This is a genomic window from Bradyrhizobium sp. Leo78, from assembly GCF_059512425.1.
The window spans coordinates 196,356-219,464 of sequence record NZ_JCAMOT010000007.1 but is presented as its reverse complement, the minus strand read 5'-3'; the positions used below and the strand labels follow the sequence as shown (position 1 = coordinate 219,464).

Here is a 23,109-nt window from a genome sequence, read left to right as displayed (position 1 = left end):
GGCCTCGTAGCCGATCCGTTTGACGCGGACCCGCATGGTGCTCTCAGCCATGAGCCCCGGCGCCTCCGCTTGCACGATGATTGCGCTTAATACGAGCGAACGAGCTCACAGCTTGTACCCGAAATCGGCGCCGAGCTGCGCGCGCATGAAGCGGGCGCCGACGTCGACCCACGAGTCTTCCGGCGGCAGTTGCAGCGACACGGCGCGGACCATGAACACGTCGGGGTCGGTCACGCCCTTTGGCTTGGTGCCATGATCGCGATAAGTGCCGAGCGCTTCGAGCAGGAAGCGCCGCGTCATCGCAATGCCGGTGTCGCTGGAGCAGAGGTTCTCCTTGGTACGGTCGTAGATCGGCGAAACACCGCTTTGACAAGCGCCGTCTTGCACCCACAGTCCGGGCAACCCCGAGAACCAGGTGGTCTGCTGCGCCTCATAGTCGAACTGGAAGCCGTTCTGCGGATTGTATTTGGTCCAGTATCCGGCGTAGGGAACGGTCACGGGGTGCTGGACGAGTGCATGCCTGCTGGCGTGCCCGCTCTCCCGACCGTTGTGCCCCTCTGCGAATATCTGACGGGTCTTCTGCGCCAATGGCTGCGAGGGATGATACGAGAACATGATGCACAGCGTATTCTCGTCATCGATCGGCACCCAGGCGTGCCCGCTCAAATCGGGGAACGGCGACAGTGGCGGGACGAGCGTATAGAACGGCAGGAGGAACTGGTTGACGCGCCAGTACAGTGTGTTCTCGTCGTAGTTCCGCCGGGCGGCGATGCTCATCCCGAAATCCTGCTTGATGCATTCAAACGTCGGACGGAGGTCGCGCTTCTGAATCCACGCGCTCGTGGTGCCCTGGGAGTCGAGCCGGCCGTGCAGCAGCGGCGCGTGGGCGGAATCGATCTCGCCTTCGACCGCCTGCAGCCAGTTGCACTCCTGGACGCGCACGGAGACATGCACCTGGTCCGCCGGCACCAGATTCCACTCCACGTTCGGAAGCGGCGGAGGGCTCGCAGCATCCGGCCCCATGTAGGTCCAAAGCATCCCGTTGCGCTCCTGGCAGGGATAGGCCTTGATCCGGACCCGCTCTTTCAGGCGGCTGCGAACCGGCTCGGCCGGCATGTCCGTCGCCGCGCCTGTCACATCGAACTTCCAGCCATGATAGACGCATCGCAATCCGCAATCTTCGTTGCGGCCGAAGATCAGCGGTGCGCCGCGATGCGGACATGCATGATCGACCAATCCGACGCGGCCATCGGTGTCGCGGAAGGCGACCAGATCTTCGCCCAACAACCGGATGCGCTTCGGCTCTCCGTCGTTGACGAGATCGGCTGACGGCAGAAAGGGAATCCAATACAGCCGGAACAGTTCGCCAAGTGGCGTGCCCTTCCCGACCCGGACCAGTCTTTCATTGTCTTCGTGCGATAGCATGACCTTCCTCCGCTCAATTCAACAATTCGTCGCGAGGCCTCATTTGGCCGCGCGCTCGAGGAGAGCAGCGATGCGTGGTGACAAGCCCAGATCGCGGGCGGTCCAGAGCGGATCGGATGCGGCAAGCGGCTTTCGGGGAATGGGAGGCTCACTGCCCGCCTCCACCAGGCTCACGATCTGTTCGATCCGTCGTCGTTCGAGCTCTCTGAGCGTGTCTTCGACGACAAACCCTTCTGCGATGCAGCCGGGCAGTTCCGGATAAGCGAGCCGCAGAAGCCACTTGCCTGGCTCGGTTTCGACGGCTTCAGCCTCAAGGAGATACGGGATCGACAAAAACTGGCGCAGATCCAAAACCATCCTCCCCGTGCGAACCTTGATCCATTCGCGTCCGTATTTGTTACGTGTACGTACTATATCGACGCTTGTGTTGCAAGGCCGACGCGGCGTCCAACTCGCGTTCAGATCCGGCTCGCTCTCGGCACCCGGCCCGAGGCTTGAGGACGGAACACCAAGCTGCTAACGGCTATGCCGATTTGGGGTCAGATGACGACAGCGCAGGTCGACAACGGCATGTCAGCCGACAAGACAATGAAGACGGATTCAGTTGCGGAGCTCGCCCGAAACTGGCGGCTGGAAGGTGGCATCGGCTTTCTTCTTCGGCTGCTCGAAGCCCGCTACGACGTCCTCTATCAGAAAGTGACGCGCCAGAGTGACATCACCCCCCGGCAGTTCGGCGTGCTCATGGCGCTGTATCAACGCGGCCCGCTCACGCCATCGGTCCTCGCGGAGCACATCAGTTGCGACCGGAATACGCTGAGCGAGATGCTCAAGCGGATGACGGCGCGAAAGCTGATCTCGAAAAAGAGCAATGCGGAAGACCGGCGCTCCGTGCAGGTTCAGATCACCGCCAAGGGAGAGGCTGCCCTCTTCAGCGTTGTTCCGTCCGCTGCTGAACTGCAGGACCTGATGCTGGCGCCGCTGCGCAAGGAAGATCGCGCGCATTTTCTGAAATGCATGCTGGCGATCGCAAAGGCGACGCCATCGGGCTCTTCCGGATCATCCGAGGATTGAATTCTTCTGCAGCATTGCTGGCGCGGGCGAACTATTTTCCGAACGCTCCTGCTTCTGCCAGGCTGGCGATTTCCGCGGGTGACAAGCCCAGCGCCCGTGACAGCACCTCGTCGCGGTGCGCGCCGACCGCCGACACCTCGCGCCGCATGGAGCAGTCCGCTCCCGACATCTTCCAGGGTGGATTGACGCCGAAAAACTCGCCTGCGCCGTCAGCAATCGTCGCGAAGGCGCCGCGCTGCGAAAGATGCGGATCCGTCAGCGCCGCGCCGGGATCGCGATATTCGGCGCAGGGAACGCCGGCGCGATCGAGCGCCGCGATACATTCTCGCACCGTGTGGCGCTCGGTCCACGTCCCGATTTGCCGCATCATTGCGCCCCAGTTTGCGCCGCGCGCCGGCACAGTGTTGAAGCGGGCATCCTCGGCCAAGGCGCGGTCCCCCGTCACCTCGCAAAGGGCGGCGAAATTGCGCGACGTCACCGGCGCGATCAGGATATCGCCATCGCTGGCTCGCACCGGACCATAGGTCGGCCGCGGCGCATGCACCGGAAACTGCGCCTCCTGGAGTTCGTAGACGAGCAGGTTCAGCATGCAATCCATCAGCGCGACGTCGATCCGCTGCCCCACTCCGGTGCGCGATCGCTGCACGAGTGCGGTCTGGATCGCCGAATAGCCGAAGATGCCTCCGAGCAGATCGGCGACGAACACGGCGCCCGCTGCGGGACGATCGCGATCGCCCGCATACCGCATCAGCGCACGGTCGAACCCGCTTTCTGCGTGAACGATCATGGCATAGGCCGCACGTTCCGCCGCCGGACCGGACTGGCCATAGCCGGAGATCGAACAATAGATCAGGCGCGGATTGATCTCGCGCAGCGCCTCATAGCCGAGTCCCAGCCGGTCCATGACACCGGGACGAAAATTCTCCACGACGATATCGGTCTGCTCTACCAGCCTGTGAACGAGGCCGATCGCTTCGCTGTTCTTCAGATCGAGTGCCAGACTCCGCTTTCCGGCATTGAGCTGGCCGAAATAGGCGCTGTGGCCGTCGCGGAGCGGGGCACGCAGCCGCATGTCGTCGCCCTCCGGCGGCTCGATCTTGATGACCTCCGCACCGACGTCCGAGAGCAGCCGCGCACAGTAGGGACCAGCCAGCATGATCGAGAAATCGAGCACCCTGACGCCTTCCAGGGGTGCGGTGGCGGTGTTGAGCTCCGGCATGCGGCCACTCCTATCTCGGCAACCCAAGCGCCCGTTGCGCGATCAGGCTGCGCTGAATTTCGTTGGTTCCAATGCTGATCACCCACATCAGCGAATGACGCAGGTTCTGTTCGAACCGTCCATTGTCGATTGCATCAGGCATCCCTTCGGAAAGCGCGGCGCGCTGGCCTAGAATGTCGAAGGCGGTTTCGCCGAAGCGCTCCATCAGCTCGCTGGAGAACACTTTGCTGATCGCGCCATATTCCGGCGGGGTGACGCCATCAGCCGCCAGTTCCGCGCAATGCATCATCAACTGACGGCCGACCTCGATTTCAGACGCGAGTACGGCCATTCTGTCGCGGACGATCGGGTCATCGGCAAGCACCGGCCGGTCGCTATCGGTCGCCATGATATGCCGGCGCAATTGTTCGAAGGCGTGGGCGACCTTCAGGACGATGCCGCCGCCGACCAGACCGCGCTCAAAAGCGAGCGCCCCGGTCAGCACCTTCCAGCCGCTATCGACCTCACCGACGAGGTTGTCCAAGGGAATGCGGACGTTGTCGTAGAAGATATTGGCAAAGGAGCCGTCATACATCGTCGTCGCCGGCTGGATGGAGATGCCCGGCGTGTTCATCGGCACGATGAACATGCTGATGCCGGCATGCGGCGGCTTGGCGTCCCTGTCGGTGCGCGCGGCCAGGAACATGTACTTGCCCCACCACGTCGTGGTCCAGATCTTCTGGCCGTTGATGACCCACTGATCGCCATCGCGCTCGGCACTGGTGCACAGCGCGGCGAGATCGGAGCCTGCCTGGGGTTCGCTGTAGCCCATGCCGTGCATGGCTTCGCCGCGGAGAATCTCCGGCAGATATTTTTGCTGCTGCTCCGGCGTGCCGAACATCATCAGAGCGTTGGCCTGGATCGCGGCGCCAATCCGCGGCGCTTCGCCCCGCTCCATCGTCTCGATGAGGGCGATCTGCTCCAGCGGCGAGCGCCCCTGCCCGCTGAATTTGCTCGGCCATCCCAACCCGATCCAGCCGGTCTTGCCGACATCAAGCGCGAACTCGGCATCGAACTCGCGCTTGGCGAACGGCTGCGCGTCGAAGGCGGCCTTGCGCTCGCCCGACCAGTTCTGCTCCAGCCATTGCCGGACCTGTTCGCGCAGCGCATTGCCGGCCGGACCGAGATCGTATCGCGGCAGTTCCGCACCGCCATCATCCAGCAGGAAAGAGCCTATTCCGAGCCTCGCATGTGCCGCGCCGCCGAGCGCGATCGTATCGAGATGAACCCGCTTGAAGTGCAATGGCGCCTCGTGCTCCTCGGCATAGCCGATGGCGCCGAACGTATGCTGGGTCTCGAGCGAAACACGCCGCAGCGCCTCCGCGGAAAAGGAGGCGGCGCAATCGGCGAAATACGGCCAATGACGATCGCCACGATCATGCAGTTCCGCTGCATGGCCAATGATCAGGCGCACGCCTTCGAGCAGGATGAAGCAATTGGCCAGCTTGTGCTGGATCGCCTGGAACTTTCCGATCGGCTGGCCGAATTGTCGGCGCTCCTTTGCATAGTCGACGGCCAGTTCGAACGCGCGCCGGGCGGCACCGTGCGCCCGCGCCATCAGCGCCAGCTTGGCCTCGCGCAATAGCTCATGGACGGCAAGGAATTCGACTTCGATGATGTCAGCCGGCGCAGCGTTCAGCCGAACCTGGTGAAGGCCCCAGGCGCCCATCGCGCGGGTTGGTTCAACGCCGACACCCGGGCCATCCATCGCAACAAGCGCAAGCGCCGATGGACTGATCGGCACAAGCAGATGCGTACAGCTTCCCGCCGCCTCGACAAACCGCAGCAGTCCGCTTGCCCTCATGTTCGTGACCTCGATGGCTCCAGCCGCGCGGTCCGGATCAAATGTCCCAAACGAGAGCGCGATGCGCGCGCTGCCCGCATGCAGGCGCCTTAGCAAATCGACCGAAGCCTCGGACCTTGCTCCCGCGAGCGCGAAATTGGCGAGAGCTGCCGACCACATCGGCGCCGGGCATGCGGCGCGGCCCAGCTCCGCCATCACCACCAGGACCTCGCGCAGCCCTCCCATGTCGGGATCGTTGCCAAGCGACGCAACGCCCTGACCCACGAGCTTGCTCCAGACGGCGGCGATCTCCTCGGGGCACGGGCCGTGCTTCATGGCGTCGGCGCGCCAATGCTGGCCGAGAAATCCGCGCAGGGAATCCCGGAGCATCTCCCTCGTGTCTTCAGTCGCGAGCTCGGTCGCGCGCATGACTGGGCTAAGCCTGGCCGAATTTCGGCTTGCGCTTCTCCTTGAAGGACGTGGTCGCTTCCTTGTGGTCGGCCGTCTCGAACGTCACCTGCTCCAAGGCCATAGAGGCTTCGAGCAGCATGTTGACGCGATCCTTGACGATCTGGTTGATCGACAGCTTGGTCCAACGAATGGCCCAGGTGGGGCCGTTCGCAAGCTCCACGGCGATATCGCGGGCCCTGGCCAGCACCTCCGCGCGCGGCGCCACATGGTTGACCAGCCCGATCCGCTCGGCCTCCTTGCCGCTCAGGAGCGTGCCGCGGATCAGGAATTCCTTGGCCTTGTTGATCCCAACGAGCAGCGGCCAGATCACGGTGCCTCCGTCGCCCGCGACCAGGCCGACCCGCGAGACATGCGTGTCGCCGATCCGCGCGTCTTCGGCCATCACCGTTATGTCGCACAGCAACGCGTGGGTCGCAGCAAGGCCAATCGCATCGCCGTTGATGGCAGCGATGATCGGCTTGTCGAGCTCGAGTTGGCGGGTGACCCCGCGCCGGCTGATCATGGGGTCATGGACCTCGCCCTCCTCGAGGACGTCGCCGCCCGGCCGTTCCGACATCGCCTTCACGTCGCCACCGACGCTGAAGAAATCGCCGGCACCGGTCAGCACCACGACATTGACGGCGTGATCATCGGCGAGGTCGTCCCAGATCGTCCGCAGTTCACGGATCAGCTTCTGATTGATCGCGTTGCGCGCCTGCGGGCGGTTCAAGGTCACGGTCGCCACCTTGTCCGCAACCTCGATCTTCAGGCACTCGTAATTGGCGTATCTGGACACATTTTCCTCCGTTTATATTCTTGTTCAGGCGAGGCTGGTCGTCACATGCCGCCGCTCAACGGCGGAAACCGGGCTGGACCTCCGCCAAGGCAACATGAAGTGACATGGCGCCGGGATCCTGCTCCAGCATCCGCTGCACAGATTCGAGATGCGTGCGCATCAGGCGAGTGGCGGACGAGACATTGCGCTCGCGCAGCGCGGCCAGAAACTGCCGGCGTTTCTCGGCGAGCCGGGCCATCGCGACGCCGCTCGATGCCACCTTGGCATAGACGAAGCGCATGTGAATCTCCGTGACCGAATCCATGATCATGGCGATCACCTTGTTTCCAGTCGCCGCGGCCAGCAGCTTGTAGAACTCCCGCGAGCACTCGACCCGGTCGAGCAGCCGGCCTTCGCGCGTGGCAAGTTCGGTGCGCGCGACATTCGCCTCAAGCGCGTCGAGATCGGCCGCCCGCACATTCGCACACGCCAGCCGTACGACGAGATCAAGTACATGGACACGCGCTTCAGACAATTCGCGCACTGAAATCGTGCCAAGGCTCAGCATGTCTCGCATGACGTCGTTCATGCGACTGGTATCGCCCTCGCGGATGAAGGCCCCTCCCTTGACGCCCTTCTGCAGCCGCAGCACGCCCGCCATCTCGAGGCTTCGCAGCGCCTCGCGCAGGACATTGCGGCTGACGCCGAGTTGCTGGGCCAGGTCGCGTTCGGCCGGAAGCTTGTCCCCGGGCTTCAGCACGCCAAGCGCCAATTGCTCACGAATACGCTCACAGATTTCCTCGAATGCGCGGCGGGTATGGATCGGCCGGAATTGCGGTGCAGCCGGTGCCCCGGCTGCACGGTGATCGGGGGCCCGTTCCCGCCGGTTGAGCGAGGCCAACCGCGGCCGGGTGGAGCTACGAGGGCTTGACTTGGTGTTCATCGGGTGAATTATTAAATGGTTCACCCATTCAATGGAAGTCCCTTTTTGGGCTTCTTACAAAAAAACAGGCGGAAACCCCATGAGCTTCACCGAGGAGCAGACCGCGTTTCGCGACAACATCCGGAGAATGGTCGCCCGGCATGTGGCGCCGATCGCCGCCGAGATCGACGAGACTGATCGTTTCCCACTCGATATCGTGAAGCTGTTCGGCGAGATGGGGCTGATGCAGCTTTGGGTGCCGGAACAATATGGCGGCCCGAACGGCAATCTGACGATGGCCTGCATCGCGCGCGAGGAGATCTCGAAGGTCTCGCCCGCCTGCGCCTCGATCGCAGCCCTCAACACCATGTTCATCATGCCGCTGCTTCACTTCGGCTCAGAGGAACAGCGCAAGAAATACCTGCCGATCATCGCCAAGGGCGGCGTCGTGACGGCGATCGCGATCTCCGAGCCACAGGCCGGCTCGGACGTCTCCGCGCTCAACACCCGCGCCAGGAAAGATGGCGACTGCTACGTCCTGAACGGCCGCAAGCAATGGTGCAGCTATGGCGTCGTCGCCGACTATATCGTGGTGATGGCGCGGACGAGCGACAGTGCCGGTGCGGACGGCATCAGCGCCTTCATCGTCGAACCGAAGCAGATGCCGGGCATCTCGTTCGGGCGACACGAACGAAAGCTGGGCTTTCACGGCGCTCCGAATACGCCGATCTTCTTCGACAATGTGCGGGTTCCGGCCGAGAACCTCGTCGGCGAGGAAGGCAAAGGCTTTCGCGCGTCAATGCGCGCGCTCGATCTCAACCGGCCGACCATCGGCGCCCAATCGGTGGGATTGGCGCAGGGCGCGCTCGACGCCTGCATCGCCTATGCGAAGGAACGCAAGCAGTTCAAGCGATCGATCTCGGAATTCCAGGGCGTGCAGTTCATGCTTGCGGACATGGCCATGCAGATCGAGGCCGCGCGCGCACTCGTCTACGAATGCGCGCGGGCCGGCGATGAAGGCGACTGGAAGCGATTGAACCTGCTCGCCAGCATGGCCAAATGCATCGGCAGCGACGCCGCCATGAAGGTCACCACCGATGCCGTCCAGATCTTCGGCGGCTACGGCTACACCATGGATTATCCGGTCGAACGCATGATGCGCGACGCCAAGCTGACCCAGATCTTTGAAGGCACCAACCAGATCCAGCGCGTGGTGATCGCCCGCGAGTTGCTGCGATAACAACAATGAACAATCAAATACGCATGGAGGAAACGATCTTGACCTGCACCATCTATCGGATTTGGCCTGCCGCAGCCATATCCGCGCTGCTTGCCGCAGCACCTGCCTACGCACAAAAGGCCTATGGCCCGGGAGCCAGCGACACCGAGATCAAGCTGGGACAATCGACCCCGCTCAGCGGTCCCGCCTCTGCTTTCGGTGCGGGCGCAGGACGGGCCGTCGTCGGCTATTTCGAAATGCTGAACGCACAAGGCGGGATTAACGGGCGCAAGATCAGCTTCACGCAACTGGACAACGCCTACAGTGCGCCCAAGGCGGTCGAGCAGTCGCGCAAGCTCATCGAGGACGTCGGCGTGCTCGCTGAGGTCGGCACCATCGGAACGGCGCCGAATGTCGCGATTCAGAAATATCTGAACTCCAAACAGGTGCCGCAGCTTTTCATCACCGCCGGCGGACGCCGCTTCAACGATCCCAAGGCTTTTCCGTGGACCGTGCCGCTCTACCCTGATTTCGAGACGGAAGGCCGCGTTGTCGCCAAATATATCGCGAGGGCAAAACCCGACGCCAAGATCGGCGTCTTGTACCAGAACGACGATTACGGAAAGGACTACCTCAAAGGCTTGCGGGCCGGGCTTGGCGAAAAGGCGGCGCAGATCGTCACGGCGGTTTCGTACGAACTCGCCGATCCGACGATCGATTCGCAAATCGTTCAGTTGAAAGCCGCCGGCATCGACACGCTGATTGAACAATCATCCTCGAAGGCGGCCGCGCAATCGATCCGGAAGGTCTACGAGCTCAAGTGGCGCCCGCTCCACGTAATCGGCGGCTCGACGGCATCCGTGGAGACCATCCTGAAGCCGGCGGGCCTCGAGGCATCAAAAGGTCTGGTCACGACACAGTTCCTCAAACAACCCGGCGACCCGACATGGGTCGATGACGAAGAGGTGAAGGCCTACAAGAGCTTCCTGAAGAAATATGCGCCATCAGCCAATCCGGACGACTATTCCGTCCTGGTCGCCTACATGAACGTCCACGCCGTGACGCTCGCCCTGAAGAAATGCGGCGATCAGTTGACGCGGGACAACCTCATTCGCCAGGCGACATCGCTCCATGGCGAACGGCTGCCGATGATGCTACCGGGTATCTCGATCAGCATGCATCCCGACGACTACACGCCCTTCAAGACGCTTCGGATCGCGATTTTCGACGGAGAGAGCTGGACACTGGCAGGCGATCCGCTGTCCGCCGAGTGATCCATCCGGGCGTTCGCAGCGTTGCTCGCGAATGCAGTTTCTCCATCAGAAAAGGCGAGCGCGGCATTTGCCGCCCTCGCCCAGCGGTCCCGGAGATTCGCGAGAGCTCAGGACGCAATCGCACCGAGATCGATCATGTCGCCGACGGGAATCCAGTTCCCACCATCGAAGCGGGAAATCTGCAGATTGTGGATGGCGCGATAGTCGGTTGGAGAATTTTCGACCTTGATGCCGTCGAGGAAAAGCGGCGGCAGTTCGCCCTTGAGCGACGTCGCCTGCTTCAAGAGGTTTTCCCGCGTCAGATCGTTGCCGCAACGCTTCAGAACCTGCTCGATCATGTAGGCGTTGTTGTAGCCCGGCGTCGCCGTATTGTCGTCAATGCCGACCGAGGGCATGTATTTCTTCATGAAGTCGACATAGGCCTTCACCCTTGGCTTGTCCCGGTGTCTTGGATCGGTCACGACGATCTCCCACCATGCCGAGATCAATTCCTTCGCATTGTCCAGGCCGGCCGGCGCAAGCGTGGCTCCGATCGAGCTGCAATTCGAATTGACGACGTGCAGCGGCTTCCAGCCCATTGCCGCCACCTTCCGGATGCCTTGCGCGGCAAATTTGGAGTAGGTGAGCTGGACGAACACATCGGCACCGGTCGCCCTGCAATCGGCGACCTGATTGTCGATGGTGGGCTCGGTGATCTCGTGACTGACCTCCTTGACGATGGCGCTCGCCTTGCCCCCGAGCCCCTTTTTCAGGCCGCGAAGGAAGTCCTTGCCGAGATCGTCGTTGACATATTGGACAGCGATCTTGGCGTCCGGCTTTTCATTCAGGATGAATGTGGCCAAGGCCGCACCTTGCGCGACATAGATTGGATAGAACGGAACGATCCAGGGAAACTCCTTCGGATCATTGAAGCGTTCGGCACCTGATGTCAGGAACAGGCTCGGCACCTTCTTCGCGTTGAGATATTTTTGCACGGCGGCATTGGTTGCCGTTCCCAGGAAACCGGCGATCGCAAAGACTTCCTCCGACTCCACCAGCTTTCGCGTCTGCTCGACGGCTTTCGGCGGCGAAAAGGCATTATCCAGCGAAACCAGGTTGATCTTCCGGCCGTTGATGCCACCATTATCGTTGACCATCTGGAAATAAGCGGTCTGCGCCTGTCCGTAGACGCCATAGCCGGACGCCGGCCCGCTATAGGGTGCCGTGGTCCCGAGCTTGATTTCGGTGTCGGTTACTCCAGGTCCGTAATTGTTTGCAGCGCGTGCGCGCGACGCTCGACCGAACGTGAGTGCCGCTGCGCCGAGGCCGGCGATGGTTGTTCGCCGCGAGATCAATGTCATGTCGGCTCCTCCCTTTCATTTTTGCTATAATTGAATGCTGCAACGGGCCCGCTGCTCTGCGGCAGCGAGGGGCCCCGTGAGCTACACGAACGAAACACTCACTGGAGCGAACCCCGAAATCCTGGCTTCGTAGAATTCGCCCGCGGAGACCGGCGACACCGGTCCCAGCGCGCCGGTCAGCACGGCATCGCCAGACCGCAGCGGTTGGCCGGCTTTGGCCATGGCGCGGGCAAGCCAGAGCGCGGCGCGCAGGGGATGGCCGAGACAGGCCGCGCCGCAACCGACGGAGACGATGGCGCCGTTGCGCGTCATCGTCATGCCGCAGGCCTCCAGATCGACATCAGTCAGGCGGCGCGGCGAGGCGCCGAGCACGTAGCGTGCGCTTGAGCCGTTATCGGCCACCGTATCCAGTATCGTGATCTTCCAATCGCTGATACGGCTGTCGACCACCTCGAGCGCGGGGACGACATAGGCCGTCGATCGCATCAATTCGCCGAGAGTGGTGCCACCGTCCGCAAGATCCCGCTCCAGGACCAGCGCTATCTCCGCCTCGACACGCGGCTGGATCAGTCGCGCGACCTCGATTCGCTCGCCGGTCGGGATCTCCATGTCGGCAAACAGCGCGCCGTAGTCGGGCTGATCGACCCCAAGCTGCTGCTGCACTGCTTTCGATGTGAGCCCGATCTTGCGGCCCACGAGCCGGCGGCCGCCGGCAATCCCGCGCCGCGTGACTTCGGCCTGAATCGCATAGGCCACCTCCACTCGCCCCTCGCCGATATCGCTTGCGATCGGCGCGATCGGGCGGCATGCCGCCTCGGCTTCCTGCAGGCGTGTCGCAATATTCTCGATAATATTGCTCATGGCCGGTCCAGGAAGTCAGCGACCAGCGCATTGAATTCGTCGGCCTTCTCCCACTGCGCCCAGTGCCCGCATTTGGGAAAGACGTGAAGCTGTGCGTTCGGCATGGTCTTGAGCAGGATGAAGCTTGAATCGAGCGGCACGACCCGATCCTCGCGTCCCCAGATCAGAAGCGTGCGATGCTTCAGCGCGGCGAGATTCTCACGCCAGATATCGAGCGGCGGCCGCTTGAAGATGTCGATGACATCGGGGCGGGTGGCGGCTTTGAGCCGCTCGGCCAGCAGTTCTTCGGTGATCGAGGACTGATCGAACACCAGAAGATCGATCACGCCCTTCAGCTTCTGCAACGTCGGCCCCTCGCCGCCATGGAACATCGCCATCCGCCGCAGGCCTTCGGTCGGCATCGGCGAGAAGATCGCCTGGCTTCCGCCGGTCCCCATCAGCACCAGCCGGTTGACTCGTTCAGGCGCGCGCAAGGCGACCATCAGCGACGTCGCGCCTCCGAGGGAATTGCCGACGAAGCTCGCCTCCTTGACGTCGATCGCGTCCATGAAGGCGCGGGTGAAGTCACCCATCGCTTCGAAGATCGGGCCGTCCTTCAGCTTCCCCTCGGTCTCGCCAAATCCGGGAAGGTCGAACACGATGACGCGACGGCGCGCCGCAAGAGCCTCGACGTTCTTGCGATAATTGCTCAGGCCGGAAGCCCCCGGCCCTCCGCCATGGATGAGGATAGTGGGCTCCCCTTGCCCGACGTCGTAGTAGTGCGTACGCGTACCCGCGACATCGACATGCTTACCCTTCAGTTCCACTATTGATCTCCGACTTCGATGATGAATTCTGTTAGCCTCGCGCGTTCGCCTGCAGATAGGCGTCGCGCAGTTTCCGCTTGAAGATTTTTCCGCTCGCCTCGCGCGGCAGCGCGTCATGAAACACGAACCGCTTCGGGATCTTGAATCGGGCGATATGCCCTTCCAGGAATGTCGCGATGGCTTCGGCCGCAAGCCGAATCCCGCCCTCGGCTTCGATGGCGGCGATCAGGCTTTCTCCGAACTCCTCGTCGGGTGCGCCGAACACTGCGCAGTCCCGTACGCCCGGACAGTTCACCAGGACATTTTCGATCTCCGCGGGATAGATGTTGACGCCGCCGGAGATGACCATGTCGCGCTTGCGGTCGCAGATGAAGAGATAGCCGTCAGCATCCACGTAGCCGACATCGCCGCAGGTCACGAGCCCGCCCCGATCGATCTGTTCGCGCTGCTCCGGCCTGCCGTGATAGGTGAAATCGGCATAGGCCTCCGTGCGCAGGTAGATTTCACCGATCTGTCCTGTGCCGATCTCGCGACCCTCGTCGTCGTAAATACGTAAGGTCGTGCCCGCCATCGCCCTGCCGACGGTACCCGGATGGGCAAGCCATTCATGCGAGTTGCAGCCGACGGCCGGTCCGGTTTCGGTGGCGCCATAGGTTTCGTGGATCACCGGCCCCCACCAGTCGATCATGTGCCGTTTGACATCAGGCGGGCACGCGGCGCCGGTGTGGGTCGCCCAGCGAATGGACGAAACGTCGTACTGCGATCGGACCGCGTCGCTGAGCCGAAGCAGGCGTACGAACATCGTCGGCACCATCGTGAGATGGGTGATGCGATGTTCCTCGATCGTCTTCAGCAATTCTTCGGGATCGAAATTTTGCTGCAAGACCACGAGATCGGCATGCTGAAACGCCTGCCTGGCAAACGCACCGGGTGAGGCATGATAGAGCGGGCCGCACACGAATGCGCGCATGCCTTGCTCGATGCCGTAGATCTGTCGCAGCAAGGCGGCGTTCTTGCTCACCTGCTCGGCGTTCATCGGCGCGCGACGCACGCCTTTCGGTCGGCCGGTGGTGCCGGAGGTGTAGATCATGGTCCCGCGCGGGGCGCGCGCCGGTTCCGGCCATTCGGCAAAACCGTCACGATGCGGAGCCCAGGCGCGGGCGCACGAAGGAGCGTCCGACGAGGCCATGGCACCGGACGGCGCAAAAAACGTCGGAAGGTCGGCCGGAATTGCGGCCGCAACACCCTGCAACAGGCCAGCATGGCCGATCAGCGCATGCGGCGCGCAATCGGCGAGGATGTAACGGATTTCGTCCGCGGTGCCGTGCCAGTTGAGCGGTACGACATAGGCCCCGAGCAGAGAGGCTGCCTGCATCACTTCGAAATAGATCGGATCGTTCCGGATCAGGAGTGCGATCGCATCGCCTTCGTTGACGCCGGCTGCCGCAAGCGCTGATGCAGCGCGCCTGCCCTGTGCGAGCAGCGCGTCGCACGAAACGCTGTGCGTTCCGATGACGATCGACCTGTCCCGCTTCACTCCAGGCATATCATCGCCTCGGCGCGAACAGAGGGCAGATAGACGTGGTCGAGCGCCTCGAAGTCCGCTTCCGACAAAGTGATCGACGTCGTGAATGTCAGTGGATCCATGTGGCCATTGAGCACATCGGGATAGTTCCAGCGCGTCGTCGCCACCGTGCGGTTGCCGGCCTTCAGCTCCACGGTGAGCGGTGCCGCCGCGCTCGAGCCGTGCCCGCTCTGATAGCCGTCGCCGATGCAGTAGATCTCCAGGGCGAATTCGTTGCGGCCCCGACGCTGAACGGCGATCTCCATGTCGAGCAGGCCGAACACGACGTCATCGGGCTCATCCTCGCTGTAGAAATACACATACGAGATACGCCCGTAGCGGCTGACGCCGAGCGCAGCGTCGGACGGCACCTGCGCATCGCTCCGGCCCGGTGTCCGCGGCGGAACAGGACCGAGCAGGCACATTTGTGGAAGCGACCTGCAGGCAATCATGACGCTATGCCTGCTGTGATGCGTCGGGATGACGATCGCTAGTTGCTGCATGCTGGGTTTCCAGATCGAAGGTGCGGCCAAGAAAAGCGAAGGCGTTGTCGGCGAGAACGCCCGGGCAGTCCGGCAGCGCTGCTTGGACAAATGCGCCGGGATGCGTTTGGCGAATGGTGAACGGATAGTCGGAGCCGACCACGATGCGGCTCGATCCCACGACCGAAGACATGAACTGAAGCGCGGGGCCGTCGTAGAGAATCGAGTCGTAGAAGAAGCGGCGCGCGATTTCCCTTGGCGATCTCGTCATCCGTTTCTGCATTTCGCCGCCGAGCGACCAGCCGCAGTCGAGCCGCGGCAGGATCCAGGGCAGCGCGCCCCCGCCATGGCTGAGCAGGATGCGCAGCCTGGGAAATTTCTCGAGCACGCCGGCCGCAAGCATCGACACTGCGGCAAGCGCGGTCTCGACTGGAAATGCTGCCGTCGCCGCGAATTCGGGTCCCGCCCCGATCCGCTCAACCCCGGCCGGATGCAACGGATGAACGAAGATGCAGAGGTCGAGCGCCTCAGCGGCTTCATAGAGCGGATGGAGCGCTTCGCTGCCGAGCGCGACGCCATCGATATGACTTCCGATTTCGATGCCGGCGAGACCAAGCGCCTTGATGCGCTGCAATTGCGCCAGCGCGCGCGGCACATCCTGAACACAGGCCATGCCGATTCCGGCGAACCGGCGCGGAGCCTCGCCAATCATCGCGGCGATGTGTTCGTTGATGATCTCGGCGAGGTGCTCGGCGTCATCAGCCGGCAACCAATGCGACAGCAGCTCCGGCATCGGGGACAGCACCTGCATTGCGGTGCCGTCCTCCTCCATGTCCGCCAGCCTGCGTCTGACGTCCCACGAGCGCGAGTCGATTTTGCGGAACACCTTTCCGCCAATCATCACCGCGGCCTTGTCGCCGGAAAGCTCGACGCTCGGCCACAGCGGGTCGCGCGCCTTGTCAGCCGGGAGTCGTGCAGGCACGACATGCGTATGGGCATCCACCACTGGCAATGGCGCCCTCCTTTCCTTCCCTGATCCCTGCGCTGCAGCGAACCGCTTTTCGAGTTGCGCGGGATAATTCACTTTACAAACAGGAATGATTGTTTTTATCCTGCTTGTCAAGCGGCCGCGAGAGGTGCGCTGCGAGCGGCAAAGAACCGCTCAAGGGGAGTGAACGCATTGGATCTATCCCGGACACGCATCGTCATCGTGGGCGCAGGCCAGGCCGGCGCGCGCGCTGCCGAGGCGTTGCGGGCCGCCGGGCATCGCGGGCCGATCACCTTGCTCGGCGAAGAAGAGCATCCGCCCTACGAGCGACCGCAACTTTCGAAGGCCATGCTGGTCAATGTGGACGAAGAACCGCGCTTCATCCGAAATTCGCAGGATTGGGCAGCGATCGACATCGAGCTGAGCACCTCCACGCCGACTGTTGCGATTGATTTGAATCGTCGTGCGATCGGGCTGTCGGACGGCCGCGAGATTTCATTCGATCGCCTGCTGCTAGCGACCGGCACGCGGCCGCGTCGGTTGCGCGATCTCGACGATTGCGGATTGCGCGTCTGCTATCTGCGCTGCATCGACGATGCGCGAGCACTCAGACGCAATCTCACGCAGGACGCCAAAGTGGTGCTGGTCGGTGGCGGCGTGATCGGTCTCGAGGTCGCCTCGGCGGCCATCGTCCGCGGCTGCGAGGTCACCGTGCTGGAGAAGGCCGATCGGCTGTTACCACAGGTCGGCTCGCCAGTGCTGAGCGGGTATCTGAGGCGGCTGCACAGCGACCGCGGCGTCGCTGTCTGCTGCAACGTGACCATCGTGGGCGCCACGGCCAAAGGGATTCAGTTGTCCAACGGAAGGATGGTTCCGGCCGATCTCGTCGTCGTCGGTGTCGGCGTTGAGCCTGCGGCCGACCTTGCCCGCCAGGCGGGGCTCGCAGTCGATCAAGGCATTCGTGTCGGCCCCTCCGGCATGACCGACATCGAAGGCGTCTATGCAGCCGGCGACGTCGCCGAACAATGGAGCGACTGGCACGGACGCTGGATGCGCGTGGAGAACTGGGCCAATGCGCAGAACCAGGCGATCGCGAGCGCCAGGAACATGGTCGGTCAGGATAATGCCTACGAGGCGCCGCCCTGGTTTTGGTCCGACCAATTCGAGTCGAACATCCAGGTGATCGGCCACCCCGGCGGCGCCGACGAGATCGTGCGCGGGGATGTCGAGCGCGGACGCTTCACCACCATCAGCCTCCGCGACGGCGAAGTGGTCGGCGCCGTCACCGTGAGCTCACCCAAGGACATGGCGCTGCTACGAAGGCTTGCCGCTTCCCGGAAGCGGGTCAATCCATCCGACATCGCCAATCCCGCTTTCGACTTGAAACAAGCTCTCGCGTCATGAAGAGCGCAGACGGAGGAAACGACATGCAGACCGACAGCCGTCAGCCAGCGATCCTGGTTGATCCCGCCCAGCAGATCTTCAAGGTTGCACGCCGCAACTTTACCGATCCCGAGATATTCAAGGCGGAGAAGGAGCTCGTGTTCGAGCGCTCGTGGCTCTATCTCGGCCATGCATCCGAGCTTCCCAAGCCCGGCGACTTCGTGAGCCGGACCGTGGCCGGTCGCAGCATCCTGTTCACGCGCGACAGCAAGGGGACGCTTCGCGCGCTTCTCAACACCTGCCCTCACCGCGGCGCGCAGGTCTGCCGCGAGCGGAAAGGGAATGCGAAATCGTTTCAGTGCTTCTACCACGGATGGGTGTTCGGAGCCGACGGCAAGCTGCGCAGCCAGCCCGGCGAGGAAGCCTATGCGGAAGGATTCAAAAATCGCGAATCTTCCAACATGCAAGCGGTTCCGCGCTTCGAGACCTACCGCGACTTCTGCTTCGTCTCCTTTGACAGGAACATCGTCCCTCTCGTCGATTACCTCGCCGGCGCGAAGGAATATCTCGATCTCATCTGCGATCAGACTGACGCGGGCCTCTCGATCATTGCCGGCACCCAGGAATACTCGATCCGGGCGAACTGGAAGCTTCTCACCGAGAACAGCATCGATGGCTATCATGCGACCACCACGCATGCGAGCTACTTCGACTATCTGATGAACACGACGGATGGACTTGCCGGCGGGATGGGCGGGGGCGGATATGGCTACGACCTCGGCAACGGCCACGCCGTTCTCGAATACGGCGCGCCGTGGGCGCGGCCGGTCGCGCAATGGATTCCAGCGTGGGGCGATAGCGGAAAGCAGGAAATCAGCCGCCTCTACGACAATCTGGTGCAGCGCTTCGGCAAGGAACGCGCCGACCGCATTTCCCGCAAGAACCGGAATCTCTTCATCTTCCCGAATCTCGTCGTCAACGACATTATGGCGCTGACCGTCCGCACCTACTTTCCGATGGCCGCTGATTATATGGTCATCAGCGCCTGGGCTCTGGGGCCGAACGACGAGACCTCATGGGCTCGCAAATATCGCCTGAACAACTTTCTCGAATTTCTCGGGCCCGGCGGCTTCGCGACGCCTGACGATGCCGAGGCGCTCGAACATTGCCAGCGCGGCTTCAATAATGCCAAGGAAGCGCAATGGAACGACATCTCCAAGGGAATGGGCAAGGAGCGCCCCGCCCACAATGACGAGCTTCAGATGCGCGCGTTCTGGACCCAGTGGAACGCCATGATGTTCCCGGCGCCCATCTCCAGCATCAAGAACGTCGCGGCCTGAAGGAGATCGTCATGTGCGCAATCGAACGATCAGACGTGGAAGACTTCCTGTTTCACGAAGCAGACCTGCTCGATCAATGGCGACTGCCGGAATGGCTGGAGCTCTTTACCGATGACGCAACCTACGAGGTCCCCTGCACCGATCTGCCGCCGGACGCTTCGGCGGACAACAACCTCTTCTATATAGCCGACGACCGGTTCCGGCTGGGTGAGCGGGTGAAGCGCCTGATGAAACGAACCGCGCACGCCGAATTCCCGCACTCCAAGACCAGCCGCATCGTCGGCAACGTGCGTATCCGTGGGCGAGGCGAAGATTCCGTCGACGTCAGCGCGGTGTTCCAGACCTTCCGCACCAAGGACGGCACGACCGATCTCTATTTCGGCACGAGCAATTACCGCCTGAAGGTCGATGAGAGCAGGATAAGGATCAGCGAGAAACGCTGCCTGCTTGGCGGCGAAGGCCTGCGTCCGCATGGCCGGATTTCCATTGTGCTCTGAGAGACAGCCCCGATGGAAAAACGATTTGCCGAACGGATTGTGGTGATCACCGGCGCCGCCAGCGGCATCGGCGCGGTGATCGCGCAGCATTTTGCCCGAGAGGGCGCCAGGCTGGTGCTTTCGGACCTCGACGAGAATAGGTTGACCGCTACGGCCGACGGTCTCTCCTCGCTCTGCCGCGAAAGGCCGCTGGTCCGAAGCGGCGATCTCTCGAAGGAAGATGTCGCCGGCCGATTGATCGGCGATGCCGTCAAGGCGTTCGGCACGATCGACGTCCTCGTGAATAATGCCGGCGGCGGCATCATCAAGCCGTTCCTGGAGCACACTCCTGAGACACTGCGGACGACCATCGACCGTAATCTCTGGACGATGCTGTGGTGCACGTGGCACGCCGTGCCGGTGATGAAGGCGAAGCGCTACGGCCGGATCGTCAATATCGGCGCCGACTCCGTCCGCAACGGGCTTTATGATCACGCGGCCTACAACGCGGCAAAGGGCGGCGTTCACGCCATCGCCACAGGGCTCGCGCGCGAATTCGCGACCGACGGGATCACCGTCAATGTCGTTGCACCCTGCATCGTCAATACGCCCCAGGTGCAACGCGCGGCCGCCAAGGCTCCGCAATCCATCCGAAAATTCGTCGACGTGGTGCCGATGGGACGCCCCGGCGAGATGGACGAGATCGCGTCCATGGTGTGCTATCTGGCCTCCAGGGAAGCCTCGTTCGTCACAGGCCAGGTCATCAGCGTGAATGGCGGAAGCACGATGCTATGAATACGATGACCAAAGATGTGCTGATCGGAAGGCTGGACGAGTTCCCGCCGGGAGAAGTCCGCCAGGCGACGCTGCCGGATGGCACCAACATCGCCGTGTACAATGTGGACGGAGCAATCTATGCCACGGCCGATCTGTGTACCCATGGCGAGGCTTCGCTGTCGGAAGAAGGCATTCTGACGGGGAAAATCGTCGAGTGCCCGTGGCACTTCGGCACGTTCGACGTCACCAATGGGCAGCCGACCGGCATGCCCTGCACGGTCGCGCTGAAGACCTTCCGCGTCAAACTGAGCGAAGAGGACGTTTATGTCGAATGCTGACAAGACGAAGCCAGGCGCACACGGAGGCCGGGCGTCCCTGCCCCGCACCGCGGCGCGGCAACGGCTGCAATCACGCCGCAACAGCTCGAGCGAGCCGAAATACGCCCCCAAGCGAACCCAGGCGGAGCGCAGCGAAGCGACGCAGACCCAATTGATCGAGGCCGCGGTGAAGCTGGTGCGCGCGAACGGACTGCGCGGCCTGCGCACCGTCGAGGTGGCCGAACTCGCGGGCGTCTCGCGCGGCGCCCTGCTGCATCATTTCAAGAGCAAGCACGATCTTCTGGTCGCCGTCATCAGGCACGTCAACGAAGTCTCGCTGGTGGAGAGCGCCCGCCGGGCCCACCTCGCCCAGAACAGCGGAAACGATCCAATCGAAGGGATCATCAAGGACGCGCAGGATTTCTATTTCGGCGACTATTTCTTCATCGAGCTCGCGATCGCAATGAGCGCGGACAGCGACTCGCGCATTCTCAAGCGGGAGACGTACAGGAACTCCCGCACCAGCCGGTTTTCGGTCGAGGCCGCCTGGCTCGAAGCGCTGATGTCGTCGGGCGTTCCCAAGCAACTCGCCAGCGATATCCTCTCGCTCACGCTGAGCGTGGTCCGCGGCTATTCGGTTCGAACCCTGATCGAAAAAGATCCTGAACAGTTCAGTCGCCTGCTGAAGGTGTGGCGCGACATCGTTCGCCAACACCTCCAGACGGCGATGGCGAACGACCAAAAGAACCGTGGTTGAAAATGGACGCCAAGCACTTCACCCCTATCCCGTTGATCCAGCTCTGCTATGTGAGGCTTGCGGTACAGAACGGCCCGGCCGCCGCGGCCTTCGCGACCGACATTCTGGGGCTTCAGCGCGTCACTGATGACAAGGAGCAATTTCTGTTCCGTTCCGACGAGCGCTTCCACACGCTCTGCCTCGTCGAAGGTGCTGACAGGTCAAGCATCGGCGTGGAAATTGCGTCCGCCAACGACACTGATCGAGCGGTCGACACCCTGAAGCGAGAGGGATTTGAAGTCCGCGAGGCATCGGCGGAGGAATGCAGCCGGCGTTTTGTCCGGCGCGCGCTGATCGTGCGCGACGCGAGCGGCAATGAAATCGACCTTGTGTCACGCCCGGCGGTAAGCGGCCGGCGCTACTTCCCGAGCCGCGATGCCGGTGTCACCGGCCTGCAATGCGTGGGCCTTCGCAGCCGCGCGATGGCGGATGACCTGAAGCTGTGGACCACGATCCTGGGAGCGGCGATCAGCGATTGGGTCGGCGATATTGCCTATCTCAGCATCGACCGGAAGCATCACCGGATTGCGCTCTACCCTTCCGATCGGGCGGGGCTGCTTGACGTCTGCTACGGAGTCGAAAGTCTCGATTCGATCATGCAGAACCACTATTTCGCGCAGGAGCGACAGATCAAGATCCTGCACGGCCCAGGCCGCGAAGCAGCATCCGGCCAGATCTTTCTGCGATTTGCCGGACCGGAAGGACAAGTCTTCTCGTACGGACATGGGCTGGCCGACATCGATACCCGGCACCATGCGAGGCAGTTTGCGCCGGCAGCTTCCTCACTATGCGAATGGGGAAGCGAATGCTCCGAGATTCCGGAGCTGCGGCAAGCCATCACCTGATCTCTGCAAAGGAGCGCAACCATGATCCAGCTCAAGGATGTCACCTATGCGCGGCTGGGGAGCTCGAGCCTCGAGGAAGCGGAATCATTTGCGACCAGATGCCTCGGTCTTCAGGTGAGCGAGAGATCGCGGAACTCGCTCTATCTGCGTTCAGACGAACGTGCGCATACGCTGTGCTACTTTGAGGGCGACCCGGCCGATCAGACCATCGGATTCGAAGTCGAGAACGAGAGCGAGTTGAACGAGGCCGCCACGACCCTGGACGCGCTCGGTCATCCGGTGCATGTCGGCGCGGCCGCCGAATGCTCGGCACGCAAGGTTCGCGCCTTCATTGGCTTCAAGGATCCGAGCGGCAACCAGATCGAGCTGGTTGTCCGTCCGGAGCAGCATGGCCGCCGCTATTTTGCTTCACGGGACGCCGGCATCACCGGCTTCAGCCATGTCGGCTTGAATTCGACCAATCCGGTCCGCGACGAGAAGTTCTGGACGGAGGTCTGCAACGCGCGCGTCAGCGATCGCATCGGAGATATTGCGCTGATGCGCGTGAACGCGATCCATCACACCATCGCGCTTGCGCCGGCCAGAGGTCCCGGGATCCAGCACATCAACCATCAGGTGCAAAGCAACGACGACGTGCTGCGATCCTTCTATCACTTGTCCGAGCAACGGGTGCCGATCGTCTTCGGCCCTGGCCGTCACCCGACGTCCGGCGCGCGGTTCCTTTACTTCCAGGGCCCCGACGGCATGGTGTTCGAATATTCGGTCGGGGTGGATGAGATCGAGGACGAGGAATCGCATCGGCCGCGCCAGTTCGGGTTCGAACCGACAAGCCTCTGCATGTGGGGATCGAAATCAAAGCGCGCGCGGTAGACGCGGCAAACGACACTCGGTATCGGTCCGCGGCCTGATGCGCGGGCTGCAGCCGAGCGGCCCTTTCCAAATGCCACCGGCGCGTGG

General features: G+C 62.6%; 23 protein-coding genes. 11 read left to right on the top strand and 12 right to left on the bottom strand.

Annotation, left to right across the window (positions count from 1 at the left end):
* Nucleotides 1-105: 105 nt before the first annotated feature.
* Together AC5ZG1_RS11920 and AC5ZG1_RS11915 are read right to left on the bottom strand one after the other, a co-directional pair.
* Nucleotides 106-1,425 carry a Rieske 2Fe-2S domain-containing protein gene (locus tag AC5ZG1_RS11920; RefSeq protein ID WP_496132948.1) on the bottom strand — a complete coding sequence of 440 codons (1,320 nt, stop codon included), beginning with the start codon at nt 1,423-1,425 and terminating at the stop codon, nt 106-108.
* A gap of 39 nt (nt 1,426-1,464) precedes the next feature.
* A complete protein-coding gene (locus AC5ZG1_RS11915) occupies nt 1,465-1,776 on the bottom strand; it encodes a hypothetical protein (RefSeq protein ID WP_130222417.1) in 312 nt (103 codons plus the stop codon).
* 192 nt (nt 1,777-1,968) lie between these two features.
* On the opposite strand from AC5ZG1_RS11915, the gene AC5ZG1_RS11910 reads away from it, so the two are divergent.
* The gene (locus AC5ZG1_RS11910) at nt 1,969-2,496 is read left to right on the top strand and encodes a MarR family winged helix-turn-helix transcriptional regulator (protein WP_496132947.1); all 528 of its coding nucleotides are present in this window, start codon (nt 1,969-1,971) and stop codon (nt 2,494-2,496) included.
* A 31-nt stretch (nt 2,497-2,527) separates the two neighbouring features.
* On the opposite strand, the gene AC5ZG1_RS11905 is transcribed toward AC5ZG1_RS11910, so the two are convergent.
* From AC5ZG1_RS11905 to AC5ZG1_RS11890, 4 genes are read right to left on the bottom strand one after another with little or no spacing between them, the layout of a single operon-like run.
* Nucleotides 2,528-3,715 carry a CaiB/BaiF CoA transferase family protein gene (locus tag AC5ZG1_RS11905; RefSeq protein WP_496132946.1) on the bottom strand — a complete coding sequence of 396 codons (1,188 nt, stop codon included), beginning with the start codon at nt 3,713-3,715 and terminating at the stop codon, nt 2,528-2,530.
* Between the two features lie 10 nt (nt 3,716-3,725).
* Nucleotides 3,726-5,927 (bottom strand): acyl-CoA dehydrogenase family protein, encoded by a 2,202-nt coding sequence (locus AC5ZG1_RS11900; protein ID WP_496132945.1) that lies wholly within the window; start codon nt 5,925-5,927, stop codon nt 3,726-3,728.
* Between the two features lie 46 nt (nt 5,928-5,973).
* Nucleotides 5,974-6,783: an enoyl-CoA hydratase/isomerase family protein gene (locus AC5ZG1_RS11895; RefSeq protein ID WP_028163119.1), complete on the bottom strand. Its 810-nt coding sequence runs from the start codon at nt 6,781-6,783 to the stop codon at nt 5,974-5,976.
* 55 nt (nt 6,784-6,838) lie between these two features.
* Nucleotides 6,839-7,705: a FadR/GntR family transcriptional regulator gene (locus AC5ZG1_RS11890; RefSeq protein WP_130222407.1), complete on the bottom strand. Its 867-nt coding sequence runs from the start codon at nt 7,703-7,705 to the stop codon at nt 6,839-6,841.
* 79 nt (nt 7,706-7,784) lie between these two features.
* Here AC5ZG1_RS11890 and AC5ZG1_RS11885 point away from each other — a divergent pair, with 79 nt between their 5' ends.
* Together AC5ZG1_RS11885 and AC5ZG1_RS11880 are read left to right on the top strand one after the other, a co-directional pair.
* Entirely contained in the window at nt 7,785-8,924 is a 1,140-nt protein-coding gene (locus AC5ZG1_RS11885; protein ID WP_496132944.1) for an acyl-CoA dehydrogenase family protein, read from the top strand.
* 23 nt (nt 8,925-8,947) lie between these two features.
* Nucleotides 8,948-10,177 carry an ABC transporter substrate-binding protein gene (locus AC5ZG1_RS11880; protein ID WP_496132989.1) on the top strand — a complete coding sequence of 410 codons (1,230 nt, stop codon included), beginning with the start codon at nt 8,948-8,950 and terminating at the stop codon, nt 10,175-10,177.
* Nucleotides 10,178-10,284: 107 nt separating this feature from the next.
* On the opposite strand, the gene AC5ZG1_RS11875 is transcribed toward AC5ZG1_RS11880, so the two are convergent.
* From AC5ZG1_RS11875 to AC5ZG1_RS11850, 6 genes are all read right to left on the bottom strand, one after another.
* Nucleotides 10,285-11,517 carry an ABC transporter substrate-binding protein gene (locus tag AC5ZG1_RS11875; RefSeq protein ID WP_496132943.1) on the bottom strand — a complete coding sequence of 411 codons (1,233 nt, stop codon included), beginning with the start codon at nt 11,515-11,517 and terminating at the stop codon, nt 10,285-10,287.
* Nucleotides 11,518-11,598: 81 nt separating this feature from the next.
* Nucleotides 11,599-12,378 (bottom strand): 2-keto-4-pentenoate hydratase, encoded by a 780-nt coding sequence (locus AC5ZG1_RS11870; RefSeq protein WP_130222399.1) that lies wholly within the window; start codon nt 12,376-12,378, stop codon nt 11,599-11,601.
* Nucleotides 12,375-13,184, bottom strand: coding sequence for an alpha/beta fold hydrolase (locus AC5ZG1_RS11865; protein WP_496132942.1), 810 nt, complete (start codon nt 13,182-13,184; stop codon nt 12,375-12,377). The genes AC5ZG1_RS11870 and AC5ZG1_RS11865 overlap by 4 nt, the downstream gene beginning before the upstream one ends.
* A 31-nt stretch (nt 13,185-13,215) precedes the next feature.
* Nucleotides 13,216-14,721 carry an AMP-binding protein gene (locus AC5ZG1_RS11860; RefSeq protein WP_496132941.1) on the bottom strand — a complete coding sequence of 502 codons (1,506 nt, stop codon included), beginning with the start codon at nt 14,719-14,721 and terminating at the stop codon, nt 13,216-13,218.
* Nucleotides 14,718-15,119, bottom strand: a complete 402-nt coding sequence (locus AC5ZG1_RS11855; protein WP_496132940.1) for a hypothetical protein — start codon at nt 15,117-15,119, stop codon at nt 14,718-14,720. Before AC5ZG1_RS11855 ends, AC5ZG1_RS11860 begins: the two co-directional genes overlap by 4 nt.
* An 85-nt stretch (nt 15,120-15,204) precedes the next feature.
* A complete protein-coding gene (locus tag AC5ZG1_RS11850; RefSeq protein WP_456643524.1) occupies nt 15,205-16,236 on the bottom strand; it encodes an amidohydrolase family protein in 1,032 nt (343 codons plus the stop codon).
* Between the two features lie 174 nt (nt 16,237-16,410).
* Here AC5ZG1_RS11850 and AC5ZG1_RS11845 point away from each other — a divergent pair, with 174 nt between their 5' ends.
* Genes AC5ZG1_RS11845 through AC5ZG1_RS11810 form a run of 8 tightly spaced genes read left to right on the top strand, consistent with a single transcriptional unit; the run spans nt 16,411 to nt 23,022 of the window.
* Nucleotides 16,411-17,622: an NAD(P)/FAD-dependent oxidoreductase gene (locus AC5ZG1_RS11845; protein ID WP_456643482.1), complete on the top strand. Its 1,212-nt coding sequence runs from the start codon at nt 16,411-16,413 to the stop codon at nt 17,620-17,622.
* 23 nt (nt 17,623-17,645) lie between these two features.
* Nucleotides 17,646-18,941: an aromatic ring-hydroxylating oxygenase subunit alpha gene (locus AC5ZG1_RS11840; RefSeq protein WP_496132939.1), complete on the top strand. Its 1,296-nt coding sequence runs from the start codon at nt 17,646-17,648 to the stop codon at nt 18,939-18,941.
* Nucleotides 18,942-18,952: 11 nt separating this feature from the next.
* Nucleotides 18,953-19,438 (top strand): aromatic-ring-hydroxylating dioxygenase subunit beta, encoded by a 486-nt coding sequence (locus AC5ZG1_RS11835; RefSeq protein WP_130222385.1) that lies wholly within the window; start codon nt 18,953-18,955, stop codon nt 19,436-19,438.
* A gap of 12 nt (nt 19,439-19,450) precedes the next feature.
* On the top strand, nt 19,451-20,212 hold the full coding sequence (locus tag AC5ZG1_RS11830) for an SDR family NAD(P)-dependent oxidoreductase (protein ID WP_496132938.1): 762 nt from the start codon (nt 19,451-19,453) through the stop codon (nt 20,210-20,212).
* Nucleotides 20,209-20,532 carry a non-heme iron oxygenase ferredoxin subunit gene (locus AC5ZG1_RS11825; protein ID WP_207230889.1) on the top strand — a complete coding sequence of 108 codons (324 nt, stop codon included), beginning with the start codon at nt 20,209-20,211 and terminating at the stop codon, nt 20,530-20,532. Before AC5ZG1_RS11830 ends, AC5ZG1_RS11825 begins: the two co-directional genes overlap by 4 nt.
* A complete protein-coding gene (locus AC5ZG1_RS11820) occupies nt 20,519-21,268 on the top strand; it encodes a TetR/AcrR family transcriptional regulator (RefSeq protein ID WP_456643485.1) in 750 nt (249 codons plus the stop codon). The genes AC5ZG1_RS11825 and AC5ZG1_RS11820 overlap by 14 nt, the downstream gene beginning before the upstream one ends.
* A gap of 2 nt (nt 21,269-21,270) precedes the next feature.
* The gene (locus tag AC5ZG1_RS11815; protein WP_456643486.1) at nt 21,271-22,152 is read left to right on the top strand and encodes a VOC family protein; all 882 of its coding nucleotides are present in this window, start codon (nt 21,271-21,273) and stop codon (nt 22,150-22,152) included.
* A 21-nt stretch (nt 22,153-22,173) separates the two neighbouring features.
* Nucleotides 22,174-23,022 (top strand): VOC family protein, encoded by an 849-nt coding sequence (locus AC5ZG1_RS11810; RefSeq protein WP_456643487.1) that lies wholly within the window; start codon nt 22,174-22,176, stop codon nt 23,020-23,022.
* Nucleotides 23,023-23,109: the final 87 nt, after the last annotated feature.

What these genes read in the sequence shown, in the direction of transcription:
- AC5ZG1_RS11920 (WP_496132948.1), bottom strand. Translation starts at nt 1,425, where the DNA reads ATGCTATCGCACGAAGACAATGAAAGACTGGTCCGGGTCGGGAAGGGC.
- AC5ZG1_RS11910 (WP_496132947.1), top strand. Translation starts at nt 1,969, where the DNA reads ATGACGACAGCGCAGGTCGACAACGGCATGTCAGCCGACAAGACAATG.
- AC5ZG1_RS11905 (WP_496132946.1), bottom strand. Translation starts at nt 3,715, where the DNA reads ATGCCGGAGCTCAACACCGCCACCGCACCCCTGGAAGGCGTCAGGGTG.
- AC5ZG1_RS11900 (WP_496132945.1), bottom strand. Translation starts at nt 5,927, where the DNA reads ATGCTCCGGGATTCCCTGCGCGGATTTCTCGGCCAGCATTGGCGCGCC.
- AC5ZG1_RS11890 (WP_130222407.1), bottom strand. Translation starts at nt 7,705, where the DNA reads ATGAACACCAAGTCAAGCCCTCGTAGCTCCACCCGGCCGCGGTTGGCC.
- AC5ZG1_RS11885 (WP_496132944.1), top strand. Translation starts at nt 7,785, where the DNA reads ATGAGCTTCACCGAGGAGCAGACCGCGTTTCGCGACAACATCCGGAGA.
- AC5ZG1_RS11880 (WP_496132989.1), top strand. Translation starts at nt 8,948, where the DNA reads ATGGAGGAAACGATCTTGACCTGCACCATCTATCGGATTTGGCCTGCC.
- AC5ZG1_RS11875 (WP_496132943.1), bottom strand. Translation starts at nt 11,517, where the DNA reads ATGACATTGATCTCGCGGCGAACAACCATCGCCGGCCTCGGCGCAGCG.
- AC5ZG1_RS11870 (WP_130222399.1), bottom strand. Translation starts at nt 12,378, where the DNA reads ATGAGCAATATTATCGAGAATATTGCGACACGCCTGCAGGAAGCCGAG.
- AC5ZG1_RS11840 (WP_496132939.1), top strand. Translation starts at nt 17,646, where the DNA reads ATGCAGACCGACAGCCGTCAGCCAGCGATCCTGGTTGATCCCGCCCAG.
- AC5ZG1_RS11835 (WP_130222385.1), top strand. Translation starts at nt 18,953, where the DNA reads ATGTGCGCAATCGAACGATCAGACGTGGAAGACTTCCTGTTTCACGAA.
- AC5ZG1_RS11830 (WP_496132938.1), top strand. Translation starts at nt 19,451, where the DNA reads ATGGAAAAACGATTTGCCGAACGGATTGTGGTGATCACCGGCGCCGCC.
- AC5ZG1_RS11825 (WP_207230889.1), top strand. Translation starts at nt 20,209, where the DNA reads ATGAATACGATGACCAAAGATGTGCTGATCGGAAGGCTGGACGAGTTC.
- AC5ZG1_RS11820 (WP_456643485.1), top strand. Translation starts at nt 20,519, where the DNA reads ATGTCGAATGCTGACAAGACGAAGCCAGGCGCACACGGAGGCCGGGCG.
- AC5ZG1_RS11815 (WP_456643486.1), top strand. Translation starts at nt 21,271, where the DNA reads ATGGACGCCAAGCACTTCACCCCTATCCCGTTGATCCAGCTCTGCTAT.
- AC5ZG1_RS11810 (WP_456643487.1), top strand. Translation starts at nt 22,174, where the DNA reads ATGATCCAGCTCAAGGATGTCACCTATGCGCGGCTGGGGAGCTCGAGC.